Raw genomic sequence first — 18,233 nt, 5'->3', positions numbered from 1 at the left:
AGAAATTAACGCGGGGGAGCGAAATGGAAACTTACAAGTAGTGCTTCAACCCGTAAGGTAAGTTCTAATAAGTACTACTTAGTTCTAAGAACCTTTTTAGCTAAAGCGTTGCCACCATCGATGGGTTCCGTAATTTTTAAGCCGAGTAACTGGGCCAGCATTGGGTATACCTCTACATTTGGAAACGAAGAAATTTTTAGTCCTTTTTTAAAGGCAGGGCCCCACGCGTAAAAAGTGGCCTGCATATCGGGTACTAAAACCGGGTCGTACCCGTGCACTCCCGGATTAGGTTTGGCTTTGCTGGTGTACACAAATATGTAGGGTTTGTAGGGTACCAATAAAATATCGCCTATACGGTTAAAGCGGTCGTTGGTCTTATTGTAATGCCAGCGTGCAGGAGTGTTAGAACGCAAGTAAACGGCATATTTTCCCTGAGTGTTTTTTTTAAGGGCCTCATAAGTGCTTTTAATAGCAGCGGTGTCTTTAGCATAAAGTTCTACGAGTACATCTTCGCCGGTTACTTTAAATTTAGCGGTATCAATCACTGCCGGAATCTGGAGCGGATGCAGATTGTCAACCTTGGTCATGCCATGGTCTGACATGAAAACGAAATTCACTTTTAACCCTGTTGCTTTTACCGCCTTTTGTAAGGCATTAACGGCGGAGTCAATGAACAGTACGGCTCGCTTTGTTTCAGGTGCATCGGGTCCGAAGTGATGACCGGCATGATCAACCTCAGGAAAGTAGAGTGTAATTAAGTGCGGGCGGCGGTTAGCTGGCAGTTTTAACCAATTCACTACGGTATTAATTCTGTCTCTGATGCCAATTTGCTCATTATATTTGTACCGATAAGTAGGGTAAGTGCCTTGTATGGGTACATCGCTGCCTACCCAATAAAAGGCTGCGCTAACCATTTTTTGCTTTTCAGCCAAAACCCATAGCGGGGTGCCGCCGTACCACTGTGCTTCACCGGCCGATGCCAATTTGGAAGAATAAAGCGCACCAGACTTACGGTCATAAAAGCGGTTGCAAACCAGGCCTGTATGTGATGGATACAGCCCGGTCATTAGCGTATAATGGTTTGGAAAAGTAATAGACGGGTAGGAGGGCTGCATAGCTGTGGCCTGTATGCCAGTTTTGCTTAACGCCAGCAGGTTTTTAGCACCATACCTTTGGGCATAATCATACCGCATGGCATCGACCGAAATAACAATTACGTAGGGTTTGTTTTGTTGGGTGTGGCTATTGTTACGCCCCTTTATAATATGCTGGGTGGTATCAACCGTTTGGCCAAAAGCGCAGATGGAGAGAAGCAGGTTAAGTAGCAGCAATACTTGTTTTATCATGAATAAGCTTTGAAGATTCAAAGGTACTCAAAAACATTTGCCAGCTAAACGAGGTGGGCTTCCATAAATCGTAAAATGGCACCTTCTTTAATATTTAAGTTTGCAATTAACTCATGTACATGCCGCCATTAACATTGATGGTTTGGCCGCTTACATAACCGTTGCAAGCCAGCAGCAAAGCTATGTCGGCAACTTCTTCGGGTTGGCCAAAGCGTTTAACCGGCAATAGTTCTGGTTTAATCTTGTCGTTATTCTTAATCATGTCGGTTTCAACCAGAGCAGGGGCTATGGCGTTTACGGTGATGCCGTACTCGGCCAGCAATGATGCGTATGAATGCGTAAGCCCTAGCATGCCAGCTTTTGAAGCAGCATAGTGCGGACCGATAACACCACCAGTTTGCGCAGCTACCGACGAGATGTTGATGATACGACCATATCGTTTTTGTTTCATGCCCGGTACGGCGGCCTGAATGGTAAGAAAGGCTGATGTTAAATTTATGTTCAAAACTTCAGACCAGTCGTCCACCCGAATGTCTTCTGACGGCTGCGGCCTGGCAATGCCGGCATTGTTAACCAGTATGTCTATATCGCCAACCTGGTCATGTATCTGTTTAAAAAGACTGCTTACCTCTGTAGCATCACTCATATCGCCACGTATAGCTATGGCTTTGCCGCCCGACTTATTAATGTCGTTAGCCAAGGCTTCTGCCTTATCTTTACTTTGATGGTAGTTGATAATAACCGTAGCGCCAGCCAGGGCCAGGGTGCGGGCAATACTTTTACCAATGCCACGGGCGGCACCGGTAATTAAAGCTGTTTTGCCTAAGAGTTTCTGCTTGTCCATAAGGTGGTAGAAAGGATACTTCGAAAGTAACACTTACTGCGGTAATATGGTTGACGATAACTTTATGTTTGTGTAAATTTGTTATTACATCATAAAAGCCACATCATCAAGCTTATGAGCATAAACAAAGTGAATAATAAATTGAACAGTAACGTAGTTTATGCATCGTATTCTATACGTACTTGTACAAAATGGTCATCATGCACTTGTGCGTACTGTTTAGGGTTACGTGTAAATTCCGGGTCGGTATCTAAATAAATCTCGCTGATGTTAACCACCTCTGGATTGCCGTTTGTGCCTACATTGTATTCCAAAGAGGGCTGACTTTCCAAAGCCTGTTTAATCTCCTGATATTGTTTCCCGGTAAGCATTACCATTTTCTCTGCTTTCATAACTATAAAGTTTTTTAGTAAACGCCCAAGCGGGCAAATTGATTGGTTAGTATGGTAAAGATAGGAGATTGAATGAATTGAAGCCTAACGTAACACTACTTCCTGGTTACCTTTGTTTTTTCCAATCCCAAACCACAGTATGCCAGATTTCGCCATCATGTTCGTAAGTGCCGGCCACAACAAAGCCAATGTTAAGATGCGCTTGTAAGGAGCGGGTATTGCGTTGAGAAACATCAGTTACACATAACTCATAACGCCCATTACCCAAAGTTTTCATTTCATTGTACATGCGCCTTAATAACCCCTGCCCCCTGTAGCCCTTGTCTACACACACTTGGCCACCTACAACATAACTATATGTTCGTAGCAAACGGCCCTGATAAGTAGTTTGGTCAAATGCGTAAAACATCGACTTTAAATCCGGAAGTTTACTAACCAGTTGTGTAGATATAGCCAGATTATAACCAATTACCCTTTTGCCGTCAGTCGCAATAATTTGTGCCTCAAATTCAGAAAGTTGCTGTAATGTGTGTAGGTTATATTGGGCATATACAAAGCCCTCTGCAATTTGCTGTGCAGGGCTAAGAGAATCGCGGTGGTTGCTTTTCTGTAATTTTAATATCTGTTCAAATTGCTGAACTGATTTTGCTGTTTCGAGCGCTATTATAGGGGAAGGAACGGGCATCTTGTGATAGATTTGCTGCAAGTATACTTAAATTACAGCCGCTCGCTTGTATGCAAAAGTAAAAAAGGCCTTAACTACAAGTTAAGGCCTTTTTTTATATGTTGAGAACAGAATATTATACGCTCAGTATTTCGGCAATTTCGGCGTAACCATGCTCACGGGCAAGGTCTGCAGGTAACAAGCCATCTTCCATGGTTATAGCTACGTCGGCACCTTCCTCTAAAAGTGTAATCAACATTTCGGGGTCGCCGTGTTTAGCAGCATAGTGTAACGGGGTGATGCCCGTATGGTGTTGTACATTAATTTGAACATTGTGCTCAATTAGCATACGTACAACATCTAAGTGATTACCTGCAACAGCTAAGTGTATAGGGCGTATACCCGAATCACCGCTTAAAAGCTGGTTTACATCAGCGCCTTTAAAAATAAGGTAACGTGCTGCCTCGTACTGCCCAAAGTAGCAAGCCAGAGCCAACGGTGTAAATCCATCCTGGTTATATTCATGAACCAGTTCGGGGTTCGTATATACCAAATAAGCTAAAATATCGAACTTTCCGGCTGCTGCCGCCTCAAAAATGTCTATTTTATCAAGGTACTTAAGCAGGAGTGAAGTAGCGTCTGGCCTTTTATAATAGCAGGAGAGCATCAGTGGCGAAAGATCTTCGCCAGCCGAGTTTTGAGCCAGTGCCGGATTTTGAGCCAGCAGGCTGTTCAAAGTATTTAAATCTCCGGTTGTGATCAAGTATTCTAATTGTCCCATATTCAGGCGTTTGTTCATTATATAAATTAAAAATCGTGCCAAATAAATTTGTTATCTAATAACTTTATATTTGTACTTTAACTGTAGATGAAGATGCCGCCAAAAGGAAACCAGTTTAAAGCTAATACTTTCAGAGATGAGACTCGTCCGCGCCAGGGTACAGGCACCCGGCCAGAGCGCGAGCGTGTGGTAAAATCCAGACTGGAAAACCTGCCTACCTTCAATATAGGCGATGGGCGTGTCATTAAGATAGCTGGCTTGCTATGCCTTATAATTTCCGTATTTTTCCTCATTGCATTCACCTCATATCTGTTTACCTGGCAGTCTGACCAAAGCTATGTGTTGAAGGCAAACGGCGGTTGGGGAAATTTATTCAAAACCCAGCAAGAGCTGATGGATAACGGCGTTACCGATCCTGTAGTTGATAACTGGCTGGGTAAGCTGGGCGCTTTGATGGCCAACCAGTTTATGTACGAGTGGTTTGGTATTGCGTCGTACTTCTTTGTGGTGGTGTTTTTTGTTATTGGTTACCGCCTGCTGTTTAAAGTGCGATTGTTCTCGGTAAGTAAATTACTGGCTTATTCATTTTTTGGATTAATATTCTGCTCTGTAGCTATTGGATTTCTGCATGGCTTTGTGAGCGATTACCCGCACTACTTTGAAGGCGAATTTGGTTACTGGAGTACTCGCTTATTGAATGCACAAATTGGCCCGGCGGGCACAGCATGCGTATTGATATTTGCGGCTTTAACCGTGCTGATTATTGCCTATAATATTGATTTTAAATTACCCGAGCGGCCTAAGAGAACACCGGTTACGCCTAATGCAACAACCGACATTGAGCCAGATGGTGTTGACCTGGAAGACGAGATCTTATCAGAACCCATTGAATGGCCCAGGGCGAACAACCGTGCACGCGATACCGGCGCTGCTACAGCGCCTCCAGTAAATAATGGCGAAAGGTTACGCCAGGAACCATTGGTTAAAGCACCAATTGTGGAACCAGTGCTGCCTGAGCCGGTAACCGCGCAAGCTACACAAGCTGCTATTTTAGGTAACACCCTGGCGCATGAGCCTATAGTGTTAAGCCCTACCAGCAGTAATGTGTTTGAAGAAACGGATGAGGCTGATTTGGAAGATGAAATTCCTTTAACGGTAGAAGATACGCGCCCGCTGCCCGAGTTAGCCATTGAGCAGGCACCTGAGGTTAGTGCTAACGAGTTGGTGGATGAATTTGGCACTTTCGATCCCAAGCTTGATCTATCATCCTACAAATACCCTGGGTTAGATCTGCTCGAAAACTACGGTTCAAACAAAATAAACGTAGATGCTACAGAGCTGGAAGCCAACAAGAACAAAATTGTTGAAACGCTGAACCACTACAATATTGAGATTGATAAGATTAAAGCGACTATAGGGCCAACCGTAACGCTTTACGAAATTATACCGGCCCCGGGTGTGCGCATTTCTAAGATTAAAAACCTGGAAGACGATATTGCGCTTAGCTTAGCCGCCCTGGGCATTCGTATCATTGCCCCTATGCCGGGTAAGGGTACCATAGGTATTGAGGTGCCTAATCAACATCCCGAAATGGTTTCCATGCGTTCGGTATTGGCTACCGAGAAATTCCAGAATACCACTATGGACTTGCCCATTGCATTGGGCAAAACCATATCAAACGAAGTATTTATTGCCGATCTGGCTAAAATGCCTCACTTGCTGGTGGCCGGTGCTACCGGGCAGGGTAAGTCGGTAGGTATTAATGCTATCCTGGTTTCACTGTTGTATAAGCGCCACCCGGCCGAGCTTAAGTTTGTAATGGTTGACCCTAAAAAGGTGGAGTTAACCCTTTTCCGCAAAATTGAGCGTCACTTTTTGGCTAAGCTGCCCGATGAGGCCGATGCAATTATAACCGATACTAAAAAGGTAATTAATACGCTTAACTCGCTGTGTATTGAAATGGACCAGCGTTATGATCTGTTGAAAGATGCGCAGGTGCGTAACTTAAAAGAGTATAATGTTAAATTTATTAACCGTAAGCTTAACCCAGAGAATGGTCACCGCTTTCTGCCATTTATTGTACTGGTTGTAGATGAGTTTGCCGACTTGATGATGACCGCCGGTAAAGAGGTTGAAATGCCAATTGCCCGTTTGGCGCAGCTTGCGCGTGCGGTAGGTATTCACCTCGTAATAGCTACACAGCGTCCGTCAGTAAATATCATCACGGGTACTATTAAGGCCAACTTCCCGGCGCGTCTAGCGTTTAGGGTGCTATCTAAAATCGACTCACGTACCATTCTGGATGCGGGTGGGGCCGATCAGTTGATTGGTCGTGGTGATATGCTGTTGTCAACCGGAAGCGACCTGATTCGCTTACAGTGTGCCTTCGTAGATACACCTGAAGTAGAAAAAATATCAGACTTTATAGGCAACCAGCGCGGTTATCCAAGCGCCATGATGCTGCCTGAATATGTGGGCGAGGGAGAAGCGAATAGCCCGAAAGAATTTGATCCCAATGACCGAGACCCGATGTTTGAAGATGCGGCAAGGCTCATTGTATTGCATCAGCAAGGTTCAACCTCGCTTGTACAGCGTAAGCTAAAATTGGGTTATAACCGTGCAGGCCGTATCATAGACCAACTGGAAGCTGCCGGTATTGTTGGCCCGTTTGAGGGCAGCAAGGCCCGCGAAGTACTCTATCCGGACGAGTACAGTTTGGAGCGCCATTTAGAGGAAATTCAAAAATCTTCTAACGGTTAAACTATAGCCTTCATTTCTTGTTCTAAGGTCTTAAACAACGTCATTGTAAGTTTTATTTGCAATGACGTTGTGTTAAATAACATTTCTATCATGAAAAAAATTATTGCATATATATTACTGCTGACCGCTACCACTACAGGTGCCTTTGCCCAAAAGGACGCCGAGGCCAAAACGATATTGAACGGCGTAGGGCAAAAGTACCGCTCTTACAACACGGTAAAAAGCGACTTCACTATTACGGTACAAAACCCGCAAGCGGGCGTAAACGAAACGCAATCGGGTACTTTGCTTACCCAGGCCAAGGCCAATAAATTTAAGCTTACTATTTACGGAGGTGCCAAAGGCGCAGTTGCCCAGGAAATTATTAGCGATGGCAAAGCGCAGTGGACCTATATGCCTAAAGAAAAGGAAGTACAGGTAAATGATGTGAATAATAATGCCGAGGGTATGAACCCGGCACAATTGTTTACCATGTACGAGAAAGGTTATAAATACATATACACCGGTTTGCAAAAATCGGGCGGCAAAACTTACCAGGCAGTGGAGTTAACACCAACCGATGCCAAACAGAACATTTTTAAAGTAAGATTGCTGATTGATAAAGCCAAAAAGCAAATCTATAGCGCCCAGTTATTTGATAAAAACGGCAACCGCTACAATTATACCATCCGCAGCTTTACTCCCAACGTCGCAGCAGGGGCGGATGTCTTCACTTTCAATGCTAAAGCACATCCAGGTGTTGATGTGGTAGATCTGAGATAATCAGCGACAGCAAATACATTAAAGCCCGATAGTTGTACTGTTGGGCTTTTGTTGTTTTGGACTATTCTTAATAGTTGTTATCCTCTAAACAATGCCTCAAGTGCAACGTAGTTAAGAGTATGAAAAAGGAAGAGGCCGCAGAGAACACTATGCCGGGAATGGCGAAGGTTGTGGAGAGAAATATTAAGGCTTTGCTTAAACGCCGCAAGTTGGAAAATGAAGCCAACACAACGGAAGAAAAGGTAGCCGATGTTATTACCCGTTTTGCCGGCAGCATGGCATTCGTTTATATTCATTTAATGTTTTTTGCCCTTTGGATAGCATGGAACCTGGGTTGGCTTGGTTTAAAGCCGTTCGATCCCTCATTGGTTATATTGGCTATGGAGGCTTCTGTTGAAGCAATATTCCTTTCTACATTTGTACTCATCAGCCAAAACAGGGCTAACGCCCAGGCCGACCGACGCGCCGATTTAGACTTGCAGGTAAGCCTGCTGGCCGAGCATGAAATTACCCGCCTAATTACCCTGGTTAGGGCAATAGCTAAAAAGATGGATATTGATGATGCGCATCACTCTGAGCTTGACGAATTAGCAAAAGACGTTCATCCAGAAAAGGTAATGGATACAATGGATAAGCATAAAGAGGATAGCCAAAAAGGGCAGGAGTAGATGGTAAAAACTTCAGACAAGGGAGATAGCCGGCAAAGTCATCAAAAAGGAGCGCCAAGTGTTAGTAATTAAAGCAAAGGCAATCATTCAAAGGATGAGTGTGGCGGTGCCGCAAAGAATGCTACCAAAAAGCAACAAAACAGCATTTAACAAAAAAGCGTGGGTGTTGCACCCACGCTTTTTTGTTTATTCTTCATCCTCCAGCAGTTCGGGGGCTAACAGCTTAAGGCCATCATAATTTTCCTGTATGCGGGCATAATCAATCGGGCTTTTGCCAAAACGGTCGGGCAGGTGTTTGTTGGCGCCGTGTTGCAGCAATAATTCTATGAGTGCTGTATGTCCAAAGGTGGCCGCAAAGGTAAGCGCCGTTGCACCGTTGCCATTAGGCATATCTACCTGTGCGTTGTGTTCCAGCAATATTTTACCAATATCAGTATATCCTTTAAAGCAAATCCCCATCAGGGCGGTGTTGCCCATACCATCTTGCAGGTCGGGATTTGCGCCGGCTGCCAATAATACTTTTACCGCATCGGCATTGTTATAGTAGGCTGCCACAATTAAAGCGGTAGAACCGCGACTGTCTGTGGCGTCAATATCAGCGCCAGGCAAAGCGGCTTTAAGTTCTTCGGCTTTATTTGCGCGGGCCAGTTCGAATATATCGGCAGAGGCAGGAGTTGATTCCATAGTTTTAAAGTGTTGACTTGTTGAACAAAGAAAGCGAATTTAACGTTTGCTGCTAATTGATATTTTCTATGTGCAATAGAGCGTACTAACCTTACTTTTTAACGGCCTGCTGCTGTATCTGTCCTCTTAAACGGTTTGCTTCCATTATTGGCAGATTGGCCTCGGTTGGGATGTAAATAACCGAGTTTTTGTTGTTCTCAAGCTGGTCTATCCATAACCAATGCAGGTAAGCTTCGTTATCTTTCAAGGAATTGCCGATAATCTTGTTGGCTTGTGCAATGCCCCGTGCACGAATAATTTCGGCTTGTGCCAGGTCTTTGGCTGCTTCCATTTTAGCATGTGCCTCCTGTATAGCTATTTGCCTGTTGCTTATAGCGCGTTGCAACTCTGCCTTTCCCTCCATCTCTTGGGTATAAACGCGGTATTTAGGGCAACCCACCAGGCAACCAACTACCAGGGCTATCATAATCAACAACAAAAATCCAATTCCGGTTAAACTTGTTTTCATGTTTTAAATTTAGTGATTAGATACTGAAGCCGTTTCTTTGTTACGAAATAGTTGGTAACATAAACCACAAATAACGCATCTAAAGATGAATTGCTAGCAATAGACTAACCCGTATACATACTCTATCATCATGACACCCTACGAAGAACAAGCCCATGTACAACTACAGTTTTGGCAGCACCGGATGCAGAAGCAGCCTACCCTTTTCGATAAGCTGTCCAGGAAAGTTCAAACGAAGGTAAACGATCTTATTCCTGATAAGGTGCACGCAGCTATTACCGTCACTATTGAAAAAATGATTAAAGCGGTACTGTTTGGCGCCAAATACACCACACCCAAAATGCCTGAACCTGATGCATCATTGCAGGTGCGAGAGGCTTTTATCCAACAAAAAATTAATAACTATCAAAAAACGGCATCGATAGAAGGGGCGGTTACCGGTGCCGGGGCTTTCTGTTAGGACTGGCCGACTTTCCAATTCTCCTGGGTATTAAGCTTAAGCTGCTTTTTGATATAGCCACCCTGTACGGGTATGATGTAAAAGATTATAAAGAAAGACTATATATCCTCTATCTTTTTCAACTCGCTTTTTCGAGTCAACAAAGGCGTAACGAGGTGTACAAACTGCTCGCCGGCTGGCAGGGGTACAGCAATTCGCTGCCCAACAACGTGGAGGAGTTTGATTGGCGCATCTTTCAGCAGGAGTACCGCGATTACATCGACCTGGCTAAAATGGCACAACTGCTACCCGTAATTGGAGCAGCTGTGGGTGCCATAGCCAACTACAAACTTATTGCCCAGTTAGGCGAAACAGCCATAAACTGTTACCGTATGCGCAGAATTAGTGCACTGCAAATTTTAGAGCCATAAACAAATTATCTTCAAGCTTTTACCGCGCTGGCCGAGCTTACCATTTTGCGGCTTACACAACTCATAACAAATCCGCTGTTGGGCAGTGTAGGCATGCGCGATAAGTCGTAGCTTAGGTCTTGTTGAGGCACATCAAAGGCCACTTTTTCAACTAAAAAGCCCATAAAAGTTTTTAGTACTTCAATAGTGATCCACTCGCCGGGGCAACGGTGGCCCTGGTGTGGGTCGCCACCGCCCTGGGCCAGAAAATCAAAGGGCTTAATTTGCCTGTTGTTAAACCGCTCGGGGATGAATTCCTGAGGGCTATCCCATAAACGCGGGTCGTGATTGGTGCCGTACATATCCAGCAACACCAGGCTGTTTTTAGGAAAACGATATCCATGCCAGTCAAATTCATGCTTAACCCTTGCACCCATCACTGGTGCAAAAGGGTAAAAGCGCCTTACCTCGTGCACAAAACATTCGCGGTAATCGCTTACGTTCATCAGGAATTTGAGGCGGCTATCCGGATAGGTAGTAAACGCATGTGCACTAAAGGTAACATACCAGGCAATTGCCACCGTGGGCCGTAAAATATTCAGTAATTCTACTGTAGCCATAGGTATGTCTAATACATTGCCATCAACATCTTTATGGTTTGCAGTTAAATAAAGCGCACTGCCGCGCTCAGGCACAAGTTTTAGTTGGCGCACTTTCTTAATAATCCCGTTCATCCACCGTTCCGTACGCTTACGTGCGCGTTGGCCTCGCCAGTTACGCGGACCAACCGCACCAAAGGCGTCTACCATCAGCGTAAAGTCGCGCGCAATGTAGGGTGCTTCTTCATCGGTAAGTGGTACGCCTGCCCAGGCACAAACTGCCTTGCATAAAATTACCCGTGCCTCATGGAACAGAACAACCGACTCTGCATCTTCCCACTTATGCAGCGCTTTGTACAGCTCAATTTGTACACGTTCCGTTAGCCGTTTTATGTTTTCCTCCGTCATTAACGACATGAACATTTCTTTACGATTGTGATGCGCTTCGCCGTCTTTAGTATGAATGGCGTTTTCTCCGGTCAATGTTTTTTGAACGGGTGGTGGTACCGCACCTTTACGTGCAAATTTGTCGGTATCGTAAAATGTCTGTGCGGCATCTTCGCCACCAAAACAAATCACTTTAAGGGCCAGCAGATCTATCTGAAAAATATCTGACTCATGTTTACGGCGAGTATCCTGCACATAGGTAAACCCATTATTATATAGGCCCAAAGCGGCCGAGAGTATGTTTTCTTTAGGAATTTTAGGCATAACTAAGCTAATTGCTTTGTAGTTAAACAGGGCTACACTTGCCTTGTTTAGTAAAACAGGTTTACAGACTACAAACGCGGTGTATGACAGCTAGTTAAATTTATCCAAAATTACACCTTGAACGCACTTGTTACTTAAGCAGAATGTGCATTGTTTTCTGCTCTGCTTTTGGCTGCAAAGTAAAAATATGGCAGCCAGCACAACGCAAACGCCACCCATAAACATTGGTATTTTAGGCGCCCAGTTGTTGCCTTTGGTTTCAGTTACCTCGGGTGCCGGCACTGTCAATAGGGTTGGAGTCAGTTCGGTAAAAAAAGTTGCTACCTATTATTAGTACCAGGCCAACTACCAGTAAAATGATGCTCAATCGTTTCATAATCCTTTAATTATTTATCCATTCACACACACTAAAATCACATTGTAATAACTAAAGCTTGCAGCGAGTGGGTTGCTGCCTATTAGCCCGAACGGCTAAAATGATGAAGTAAAAGCAAGAATATTTAGCATTATAAGCTGCAGATGTTTAGTTTGTTTTTAAAACCAGCAAATATGGGGGCGAAGCTATCCTTGTTGCGGTGCAACATTTTACCTTTTACATAGTTGTACCTTTACTATCCCATTAAAACCCGTAATTATGAAGCCGATTTACGCCTTAGCAGCTACATTGCTGGCTGTCATGCTCACAACTGCCTGCAGTAAAAATTCATCAAACAAAGCACAGGATGAACAAGTGACAGATTCGGAACTAACCACCCAGGTACTTACCCAGCAGCTTAGCTTTCCGTGGGAAATATTATGGGGCCCCGATAATATGCTTTGGGTTACCGAACGTGGCGGCAAAATAAGCCGTGTAAACCCTGGCAACGGACAGGTTAGTTTGTTGCTTAACATTGCAGATGTGAAATCGGTTGGCGAAGGTGGCTTGCTGGGCATGGTCTTACATCCTGATTTTGCCAATACTCCGCAGGTGTTTGTAGCTTATAATTACGACAAGAATGGTACGTACACCGAGAAGATTGTTCGCTATACCTACAATGGCGGGTCGTTGATTAGCTCGGTAATATTGTTGGATAATATCCAGGCAGCTAACAATCACAACGGCTGCCGGTTGGCCATATCACCGGATGCCAAGCTTTTCATTACCACCGGAGATGCTACAGTGGCTTCGCAAGCACAAAGTTTGAACAGCTTATCGGGCAAGATACTGCGTATTAACCTGGATGGTAGCATACCTGCCGATAATCCTTCGGCAAACAGCCCAATATGGAGCTATGGTCATCGTAATGCGCAAGGACTGGTATTTGCCAACAACCGCTTATACAGCTCGGAGCATGGCAATACTACTGATGATGAAGTGAACATTATTCAAAAGGGCCGCAACTTTGGATGGCCTAATGTAGAAGGATACTGTAGCACGGGTAATGAACCGGCTTTTTGCAGTACCAATAACGTGGCGGAGCCCATACAGGCATGGTCACCCACTATTGCGCCATCGGGCATTGATTATTATAACAACAACGCCATACCCCAGTGGAAGAACTCATTGCTGCTGGCCGTACTGAAAGACAGCGAATTACTACAGCTTAAATTAAACGACGCCGGCGACAGGGTTGAAAAGGTAAATACCTACTATAAAAGTACCTATGGCCGCCTGCGCGATGTATGCGTTGCACCTGATGGCCGGGTTTATATGATTACCAGTAATGGCAATAACGATAAAATTGTGGTGGTTAGTAAAAAGTGATAAACGGACACTTTATTTGGTAGATAGCTGTTGCTGATCTATTGGATAAACTGTTGTTTATTAATTCTATTTAAATTCTAAAAGTTTCAACCAAACCAAACCCCATACTTATAACACCCATAAAAATGCCAGTAAACCGATGCAAAAGGGATAACAGCCGAAGTATAGAGCATTTCTGACACATGGCTAAATGCGTGCGACGTATGCGCCAGGCGTTTCAGTGTAAATTGAAGTGTGAACAGCAACCATACGGCAAAGGCCATTAAAGCGATTATAGAATGTTGCAGCACCAAAGCAACTACAGCTAGCAGTAACGCAATTACCATTACGTAATAAGTAACCGGTGGTTTTGCCTGTATTTGCTGTTGATATAGCTCCGGAAACTTTTTAAATAGCAAGGCATTAAACAGCGTTTTCTTTTGCTCACGGATGCTCACTCCCCATGCTGCCTGCCGTACCGGATGTACTATTACGGCCTCTTCAACTTTACTTAAGGATATGCCTGCCTGCATAATTTTAAAATGCAGGTCGCTGTCTTCGCGCCAGGCCATGGCAAAGCGCTCATCAAAACCATCAATAAGTTTTAGCGACGCTTGGGTACAAGCGCAGTTAGCAGTTACAAAATCGGCCTTTTCTAAGCCGGCGGTATTTAAGGCAAAGTCGGTTGGGTGGGGTGGAAGCGGCACAATTACTTTACCGGTAAAGGCGGCCAGTGTTTGGCCTTGCCAGGCTTGCAAATAGGCAGTGAGCCAGTTGCTGTCAGGTAATGTGTCATCATCAGTAAAGGCAATTAACTTACCTTGTGCATGTTGCCACCCAAAGTTTCGGGCGGCGGCGGGGCCACCTTTTTTGGGCATGGGCAAATAGTGCAGGTTCAAGGAAGTGTCTGGCCTGTTTTCCAACGCATGTTCGGTGACCGAGTCGGGGCCATCACTTACTACAATAACTTCAAACTGGTCCTTTGGCAAGGTCTGCTCACACAGCGCCCCGATGCACTTTAAAAGTAAATCGGGGCGACGGTAAGTAGGTATAACTACAGAAACACGGATCATTATTTCTCAATAACGAACGAGCCTATAACCAGTGCATCAAAAGGTGACGACCAAAAACACTCAATTGCATCCCTCGGTGTACAAACAATAGGTTTGCCCAAGGTATTGAACGAGGTATTCACTAATACGGGTACACCGGTTTTGCGTTGAAATGCTTTAAGTAAGTCGTAATAGTTCTTGTGCTGGCGCTCATTAACGGTTTGTATACGCGCCGTACCATCGGTGTGACGCACAGCCGGAATTTGGTCGGCTTTCTCAGGCTTTACATCATAGATGAACAGCATAAAAGGCGAATAACTTGCGTTTTCAAACCAATTGCCGGCTTCTTCTTCCAATACAACAGGTGCAACGGGACGGAAATCTTCCCTATCCTTAACTTCATTTAACCGCTGTTGCATAGCCGGACTAATAGGCGACGCCAGTATAGACCGGCTGCCCAGCGCCCTTGGGCCAAACTCCATACGGCCCTGGTACCAACCTATAATTTTGTCTTGCGCCAATATATCGGCAGTTTCTTCGGCTATATTATTGAGTTTACGGTAAGGTACTTTGCACCATTTCATAAACTTCTCAATCTCTGCGTCGCTGTATTCTGGTCCCCAATAACAGTGCTCCATTACAAACTCGCGCTTGGTTGATTTGCGTTGCTGGGCATCTACCCATAGCGCTGCACCCAAAGCGGTACCATCATCGCCTGATGCTGGTTGAACCCAAATGTTCTGAAACGCGCCTTTATCGCGTATACGGGCGTTGGCTACGCAGTTAAGGGCCACGCCACCGGCCAGGCAAAGGTTTTGTTCGCCAGTTTCTTTTTGCAGCCAGTCCGTTAGTTCCAGCAGGGTTTCTTCCAATACCAATTGCAGCGAGTGCGCTATGTTAAAGTGGTGAGCCGTAAACTCCTCATGGCGCAGGCGTTTGGGGCCAAAGCGCTCCACAAAGTTTTTATTGTCAATAGTATACTGCCCGTTTACGCCAACTTTGATGATCTCGCGGAAATCTTTAACGAAATCCGGTTTACCATAACTGGCCAGTGCCATCACCTTATACTCATCAGACGAATGCAGGAAACCGAGGTGCGTGGTTATTTCTTCATACAGTAAACCCAACGAATTGGGAAAATTAACCTGACCAATGCGTTTCAAGTCATGGCCGTTGCCAATGCTGTAAGTGGTTGTTGCATGCTCGCCGCGGCCGTCAACCGTCATTACAGCAGCGCGCTCAAATGGCGAGCAGTTAAAGGCACTAGCGGCGTGCGCTACGTGGTGATCTACGAAGTGCCATTTTTCGCGCGGTACGTTGGCACCCACAAAGCGTTGTTGCAGGTGTTGCGGCCAGCCGTCGTTTAACTGCCCAACGGCGTTAATGATAGATGAAAGAAAAAGCGGGTCCCAAACGTTGAGCCAATCGGCGTTAATTGGATCGGTTGATGGTTCGAAGGGAATGTCGATAGTGCCTTTACCCTGGTATTGCTCTTTAATGAGTTGATACGGATCGAATGAGTAGGCTATATGATCTACATCATTTATATGTATGCCGGCTATCTTAAGGCAGTAATCAATGGCATGAAAAGGAAGTTCCCATGTGCTGAAAGGCACCGGACGCTTGCCATGTTTAATGTGCGTAAAGCGTTCTTCTTCAGTAGCGGCTAAAAGTTGGCCGTCTTTAATAATACATGCTGCCGAATCATGAAATACAGCGTTAATGCCTAAGGTGTACATGCGGAGTAGATGTTTTTATAGTTAATGTTTTTGCACACTAAGAAGCAAGTAACGAGCTAAAAGGTTTTGAAATATTGATATTATACTATTAGTTAAAATAAGTATTGCTGAGTTGGAGTGTACAACCGGCTTATAATAGCCAAGGCTTGGAATGGTATTTTCCATTTTTTAAACTGCGTCATAAAAATTTAGTCCAGCCTCATGCTAAAACCAAGAGTTGTGGTATGGTTTACTGGTATAACGTTTGCAAAACTATAGTTATGATTTTACAGCTCGATCCGGCCATATTAGTAGATACTCCTTTAGGCAAAGGCCACGCAATATTTTTAATTGACTATGGCATGCACCAAAACACCTGCTGGGTGGTTGCCCTGCACAAAGATGGTGTAATAAAGCACTTTGACTGCAACGATGTGATTATGGGAACCAATTACACATACGGTATGAACTTAACCCGTCATCATAACCACTTGCCTAGCGCAAGCGACCAATAAAACGTACATTTGTATAGTATTGTACCATTTTTGATTTAATGGTATAATGATGTATTAAGGTAGCTATAAATTATTGAAGGTGCAATAACTGATGCTCTTACTAAAGCAATGGGATGGAAGTAGGGTTACTTTGCTGCTTTAACTGAAAAGCTTTCAAATATAACCGGAAAGCTTTTCTTACCGGGCGCTGCTGCTACCATACCAATTTGTGCTTTAACTTTAGGTGGAAAATAAGCCAGTCGCAGCATCTTAAACGTCTTGTTATCAAACGAGTATTGTATTTGAACGTAATCACTCTTGCGCAGCAATTTAAGCCAGATAGATTTTGGACTGTCGTTACGCGGTACGACCGACCAGTCTGACACCTCGCGAGTAACCACAGCGCTTACATTCTGCACCCCGTCAACATATTCAATACCTGTTTTAATCCAGTTCTTGTTATCAATGCGTATCATTAAGCCAGCCTGATGGAAAAGCTCCTGATAGCTGCCGGTCACTTTTACGCTGGCTTCAAAATCACCTGCGGCTTCCTGATAATAGAAAGGCCCTGAATCGCGTATAAAGCCATAATGTGTAATGCGCCAGTAATCAGTGCCGGGGTCAACCGTAAAGGTAAGTTTATCGGCATTGCCGCTCCACTTTTTGGGTTGGTTAAACCATTTCATGGATTTATTTTGTGCAGCGGCTACTATTTGCAGTAGCACTAAAGCGGTAAGTAAAAAGATGTTTTTCATGATGTAAGATGAGGTTATTTATAAGTTGACTGCAAGGATAGTGATAACCTCGTTAACGCACAAACCTACACCAGTTCTTCCTTAGCAAAGTCCAGTATGATCTGGTTAACCCTGTCGGGCATTTCGTGGTGAAGCCAGTGGGTAGCATTATTAAGCATAACCAGTTTACCTTGTCTGCACATAGCTAGGCTATCATGGGCCATTTGCGCGTTTAAGGTAGCGTCTTTCTTTCCCCATATAATGAGTGTAGGTACGGTTACCTTTGGGTATTTTTTTAATATATCATACAAAAATGCCCGGTACCAGTTTAACATGCTGGTTAAAGCGTTGGGCTCGCTCCAGGCTTGTTTGTACTGCTGCATTTTTGTGCGGGTAAATGTTTTCGGGTTAGCCGATTTCATCATCGCGTTCACCAAAAAACGATAATCCCACATGCGGCAAACCAGTTCGGGCACAACCGGTAGTTGAAAAAATGCTGCATACCAGCTTTTTAACATTTGCTTAGGGTTAGTACGCAAGTGCTTTTTCATTACTGCCAGGTGCGGCATGTTCATAATCACCAATTTTTCTAAAAGCTCAGGGTGTTTTAGGGCCAGTGCCCAGGCTACGCCGCCACCCCAGTCGTGGGCGGCTAATATCACTTTATTAGGTGTAAGCTGCTTAATCCAGGCGGCTATATCGGCTACTAAGTTGTCAATAACATAGGCTTTAACGCCTTTGGGCTTGCTGCTCAGGTTGTAGCCCCGTTGGTCGGGTGCCAGGGCGTAAAAGCCGTGCTGCGCAAAAAAAGAAACCTGCTTTTGCCAGGCCAAGCTAAACTCCGGGAAACCGTGAAGAAAAATGATGATCGGTGCGCTGATCTCGCCTTCGTGTAAAACATGTAGCCTTAAACCGTTTACCTCGTCAAATCTTTCCTGCATAGC

The 18,233-nt window shown here is 44.6% G+C and carries 18 protein-coding genes and 1 pseudogene; 7 read left to right on the top strand and 12 right to left on the bottom strand.

Annotated elements, in window-relative coordinates:
• Positions 1 to 74 precede the first annotated feature (74 nt).
• The 5 genes from ABDD95_RS14275 to ABDD95_RS14255 form a co-directional block, all read right to left on the bottom strand.
• Positions 75 to 1,346 (bottom strand): ectonucleotide pyrophosphatase/phosphodiesterase, encoded by a 1,272-nt coding sequence (locus ABDD95_RS14275; protein WP_345948012.1) that lies wholly within the window; start codon positions 1,344 to 1,346, stop codon positions 75 to 77.
• A gap of 106 nt (positions 1,347 to 1,452) precedes the next feature.
• Positions 1,453 to 2,190, bottom strand: a complete 738-nt coding sequence (locus ABDD95_RS14270) for a 3-oxoacyl-ACP reductase family protein (RefSeq protein ID WP_345948011.1) — start codon at positions 2,188 to 2,190, stop codon at positions 1,453 to 1,455.
• A gap of 158 nt (positions 2,191 to 2,348) precedes the next feature.
• Entirely contained in the window at positions 2,349 to 2,582 is a 234-nt protein-coding gene (locus tag ABDD95_RS14265) for a hypothetical protein (RefSeq protein ID WP_345948010.1), read from the bottom strand.
• A gap of 106 nt (positions 2,583 to 2,688) precedes the next feature.
• Complete coding sequence (locus ABDD95_RS14260; protein ID WP_345948009.1) at positions 2,689 to 3,267, bottom strand: hypothetical protein; 579 nt, start codon at positions 3,265 to 3,267, stop codon at positions 2,689 to 2,691.
• 115 nt (positions 3,268 to 3,382) lie between these two features.
• Positions 3,383 to 4,045, bottom strand: a complete 663-nt coding sequence (locus tag ABDD95_RS14255; protein ID WP_345948008.1) for an ankyrin repeat domain-containing protein — start codon at positions 4,043 to 4,045, stop codon at positions 3,383 to 3,385.
• A 75-nt stretch (positions 4,046 to 4,120) separates the two neighbouring features.
• Between ABDD95_RS14255 and ABDD95_RS14250 the strand changes: the two genes are divergently transcribed.
• The 3 genes from ABDD95_RS14250 (at position 4,121) to ABDD95_RS14240 (ending at position 8,217) form a co-directional block, all read left to right on the top strand.
• The gene (locus ABDD95_RS14250; protein ID WP_345948007.1) at positions 4,121 to 6,787 is read left to right on the top strand and encodes a DNA translocase FtsK; all 2,667 of its coding nucleotides are present in this window, start codon (positions 4,121 to 4,123) and stop codon (positions 6,785 to 6,787) included.
• Between the two features lie 90 nt (positions 6,788 to 6,877).
• The gene (locus ABDD95_RS14245; protein ID WP_345948006.1) at positions 6,878 to 7,549 is read left to right on the top strand and encodes an outer membrane lipoprotein carrier protein LolA; all 672 of its coding nucleotides are present in this window, start codon (positions 6,878 to 6,880) and stop codon (positions 7,547 to 7,549) included.
• Positions 7,550 to 7,668: 119 nt separating this feature from the next.
• Entirely contained in the window at positions 7,669 to 8,217 is a 549-nt protein-coding gene (locus tag ABDD95_RS14240; protein WP_345948005.1) for a DUF1003 domain-containing protein, read from the top strand.
• A 186-nt stretch (positions 8,218 to 8,403) separates the two neighbouring features.
• Here ABDD95_RS14240 and ABDD95_RS14235 read toward each other — a convergent pair whose 3' ends face one another.
• Together ABDD95_RS14235 and ABDD95_RS14230 are read right to left on the bottom strand one after the other, a co-directional pair.
• Entirely contained in the window at positions 8,404 to 8,901 is a 498-nt protein-coding gene (locus tag ABDD95_RS14235) for an ankyrin repeat domain-containing protein (RefSeq protein WP_345948004.1), read from the bottom strand.
• A gap of 91 nt (positions 8,902 to 8,992) precedes the next feature.
• Complete coding sequence (locus ABDD95_RS14230; protein ID WP_345948003.1) at positions 8,993 to 9,409, bottom strand: hypothetical protein; 417 nt, start codon at positions 9,407 to 9,409, stop codon at positions 8,993 to 8,995.
• Positions 9,410 to 9,539: 130 nt separating this feature from the next.
• On the opposite strand from ABDD95_RS14230, the pseudogene ABDD95_RS14225 reads away from it, so the two are divergent.
• Positions 9,540 to 10,279 (top strand): annotated as a pseudogene (locus ABDD95_RS14225) (EcsC family protein).
• Positions 10,280 to 10,290: 11 nt separating this feature from the next.
• Here ABDD95_RS14225 and ABDD95_RS14220 read toward each other — a convergent pair.
• Entirely contained in the window at positions 10,291 to 11,568 is a 1,278-nt protein-coding gene (locus ABDD95_RS14220; protein ID WP_345948001.1) for a cytochrome P450, read from the bottom strand.
• Positions 11,569 to 11,755: 187 nt separating this feature from the next.
• On the opposite strand from ABDD95_RS14220, the gene ABDD95_RS14215 reads away from it, so the two are divergent.
• Together ABDD95_RS14215 and ABDD95_RS14210 are read left to right on the top strand one after the other, a co-directional pair.
• The gene (locus ABDD95_RS14215; protein WP_345948000.1) at positions 11,756 to 11,902 is read left to right on the top strand and encodes a hypothetical protein; all 147 of its coding nucleotides are present in this window, start codon (positions 11,756 to 11,758) and stop codon (positions 11,900 to 11,902) included.
• Positions 11,903 to 12,202: 300 nt separating this feature from the next.
• Positions 12,203 to 13,312 (top strand): PQQ-dependent sugar dehydrogenase, encoded by a 1,110-nt coding sequence (locus tag ABDD95_RS14210; protein ID WP_345947999.1) that lies wholly within the window; start codon positions 12,203 to 12,205, stop codon positions 13,310 to 13,312.
• 86 nt (positions 13,313 to 13,398) lie between these two features.
• Here the strand turns inward: ABDD95_RS14210 and ABDD95_RS14205 are convergent, their stop codons facing one another.
• Both ABDD95_RS14205 and ABDD95_RS14200 read right to left on the bottom strand, forming a co-directional pair.
• The gene (locus ABDD95_RS14205; RefSeq protein ID WP_345947998.1) at positions 13,399 to 14,364 is read right to left on the bottom strand and encodes a glycosyltransferase; all 966 of its coding nucleotides are present in this window, start codon (positions 14,362 to 14,364) and stop codon (positions 13,399 to 13,401) included.
• Positions 14,364 to 16,082, bottom strand: a complete 1,719-nt coding sequence (locus tag ABDD95_RS14200; protein WP_345947997.1) for a carbamoyltransferase C-terminal domain-containing protein — start codon at positions 16,080 to 16,082, stop codon at positions 14,364 to 14,366. The genes ABDD95_RS14205 and ABDD95_RS14200 overlap by 1 nt, the downstream gene beginning before the upstream one ends.
• A 260-nt stretch (positions 16,083 to 16,342) precedes the next feature.
• On the opposite strand from ABDD95_RS14200, the gene ABDD95_RS14195 reads away from it, so the two are divergent.
• Positions 16,343 to 16,576 (top strand): hypothetical protein, encoded by a 234-nt coding sequence (locus tag ABDD95_RS14195; RefSeq protein WP_345947996.1) that lies wholly within the window; start codon positions 16,343 to 16,345, stop codon positions 16,574 to 16,576.
• 125 nt (positions 16,577 to 16,701) lie between these two features.
• Here ABDD95_RS14195 and ABDD95_RS14190 read toward each other — a convergent pair whose 3' ends face one another.
• Together ABDD95_RS14190 and ABDD95_RS14185 are read right to left on the bottom strand one after the other, a co-directional pair.
• Entirely contained in the window at positions 16,702 to 17,310 is a 609-nt protein-coding gene (locus tag ABDD95_RS14190) for a DUF1349 domain-containing protein (protein WP_345947995.1), read from the bottom strand.
• A 65-nt stretch (positions 17,311 to 17,375) separates the two neighbouring features.
• Entirely contained in the window at positions 17,376 to 18,230 is an 855-nt protein-coding gene (locus ABDD95_RS14185; protein WP_345947994.1) for an alpha/beta hydrolase, read from the bottom strand.
• Between the last annotated feature and the right edge of the window lie 3 nt (positions 18,231 to 18,233).

Source organism: Mucilaginibacter sp. PAMB04274, assembly GCF_039634385.2.
Taxonomy (GTDB): domain Bacteria; phylum Bacteroidota; class Bacteroidia; order Sphingobacteriales; family Sphingobacteriaceae; genus Mucilaginibacter.
Note: the sequence above shows the minus strand (reverse complement) of the source record. Positions and strands in the feature narration are given on the sequence as shown.

Bases quoted from the DNA above. Each gene is read 5' to 3' on its own strand.
- ABDD95_RS14270 (WP_345948011.1), bottom strand. From the start codon at position 2,190: ATGGACAAGCAGAAACTCTTAGGCAAAACAGCTTTAATTACCGGTGCC.
- ABDD95_RS14235 (WP_345948004.1), bottom strand. From the start codon at position 8,901: ATGGAATCAACTCCTGCCTCTGCCGATATATTCGAACTGGCCCGCGCA.
- ABDD95_RS14255 (WP_345948008.1), bottom strand. From the start codon at position 4,045: ATGAACAAACGCCTGAATATGGGACAATTAGAATACTTGATCACAACC.
- ABDD95_RS14265 (WP_345948010.1), bottom strand. From the start codon at position 2,582: ATGAAAGCAGAGAAAATGGTAATGCTTACCGGGAAACAATATCAGGAG.
- ABDD95_RS14245 (WP_345948006.1), top strand. From the start codon at position 6,878: ATGAAAAAAATTATTGCATATATATTACTGCTGACCGCTACCACTACA.
- ABDD95_RS14250 (WP_345948007.1), top strand. From the start codon at position 4,121: ATGCCGCCAAAAGGAAACCAGTTTAAAGCTAATACTTTCAGAGATGAG.
- ABDD95_RS14240 (WP_345948005.1), top strand. From the start codon at position 7,669: ATGAAAAAGGAAGAGGCCGCAGAGAACACTATGCCGGGAATGGCGAAG.
- ABDD95_RS14260 (WP_345948009.1), bottom strand. From the start codon at position 3,267: ATGCCCGTTCCTTCCCCTATAATAGCGCTCGAAACAGCAAAATCAGTT.
- ABDD95_RS14210 (WP_345947999.1), top strand. From the start codon at position 12,203: ATGAAGCCGATTTACGCCTTAGCAGCTACATTGCTGGCTGTCATGCTC.
- ABDD95_RS14190 (WP_345947995.1), bottom strand. From the start codon at position 17,310: ATGAAAAACATCTTTTTACTTACCGCTTTAGTGCTACTGCAAATAGTA.
- ABDD95_RS14185 (WP_345947994.1), bottom strand. From the start codon at position 18,230: ATGCAGGAAAGATTTGACGAGGTAAACGGTTTAAGGCTACATGTTTTA.
- ABDD95_RS14220 (WP_345948001.1), bottom strand. From the start codon at position 11,568: ATGCCTAAAATTCCTAAAGAAAACATACTCTCGGCCGCTTTGGGCCTA.
- ABDD95_RS14195 (WP_345947996.1), top strand. From the start codon at position 16,343: ATGATTTTACAGCTCGATCCGGCCATATTAGTAGATACTCCTTTAGGC.
- ABDD95_RS14205 (WP_345947998.1), bottom strand. From the start codon at position 14,364: ATGATCCGTGTTTCTGTAGTTATACCTACTTACCGTCGCCCCGATTTA.
- ABDD95_RS14200 (WP_345947997.1), bottom strand. From the start codon at position 16,082: ATGTACACCTTAGGCATTAACGCTGTATTTCATGATTCGGCAGCATGT.
- ABDD95_RS14215 (WP_345948000.1), top strand. From the start codon at position 11,756: ATGGCAGCCAGCACAACGCAAACGCCACCCATAAACATTGGTATTTTA.
- ABDD95_RS14275 (WP_345948012.1), bottom strand. From the start codon at position 1,346: ATGATAAAACAAGTATTGCTGCTACTTAACCTGCTTCTCTCCATCTGC.
- ABDD95_RS14230 (WP_345948003.1), bottom strand. From the start codon at position 9,409: ATGAAAACAAGTTTAACCGGAATTGGATTTTTGTTGTTGATTATGATA.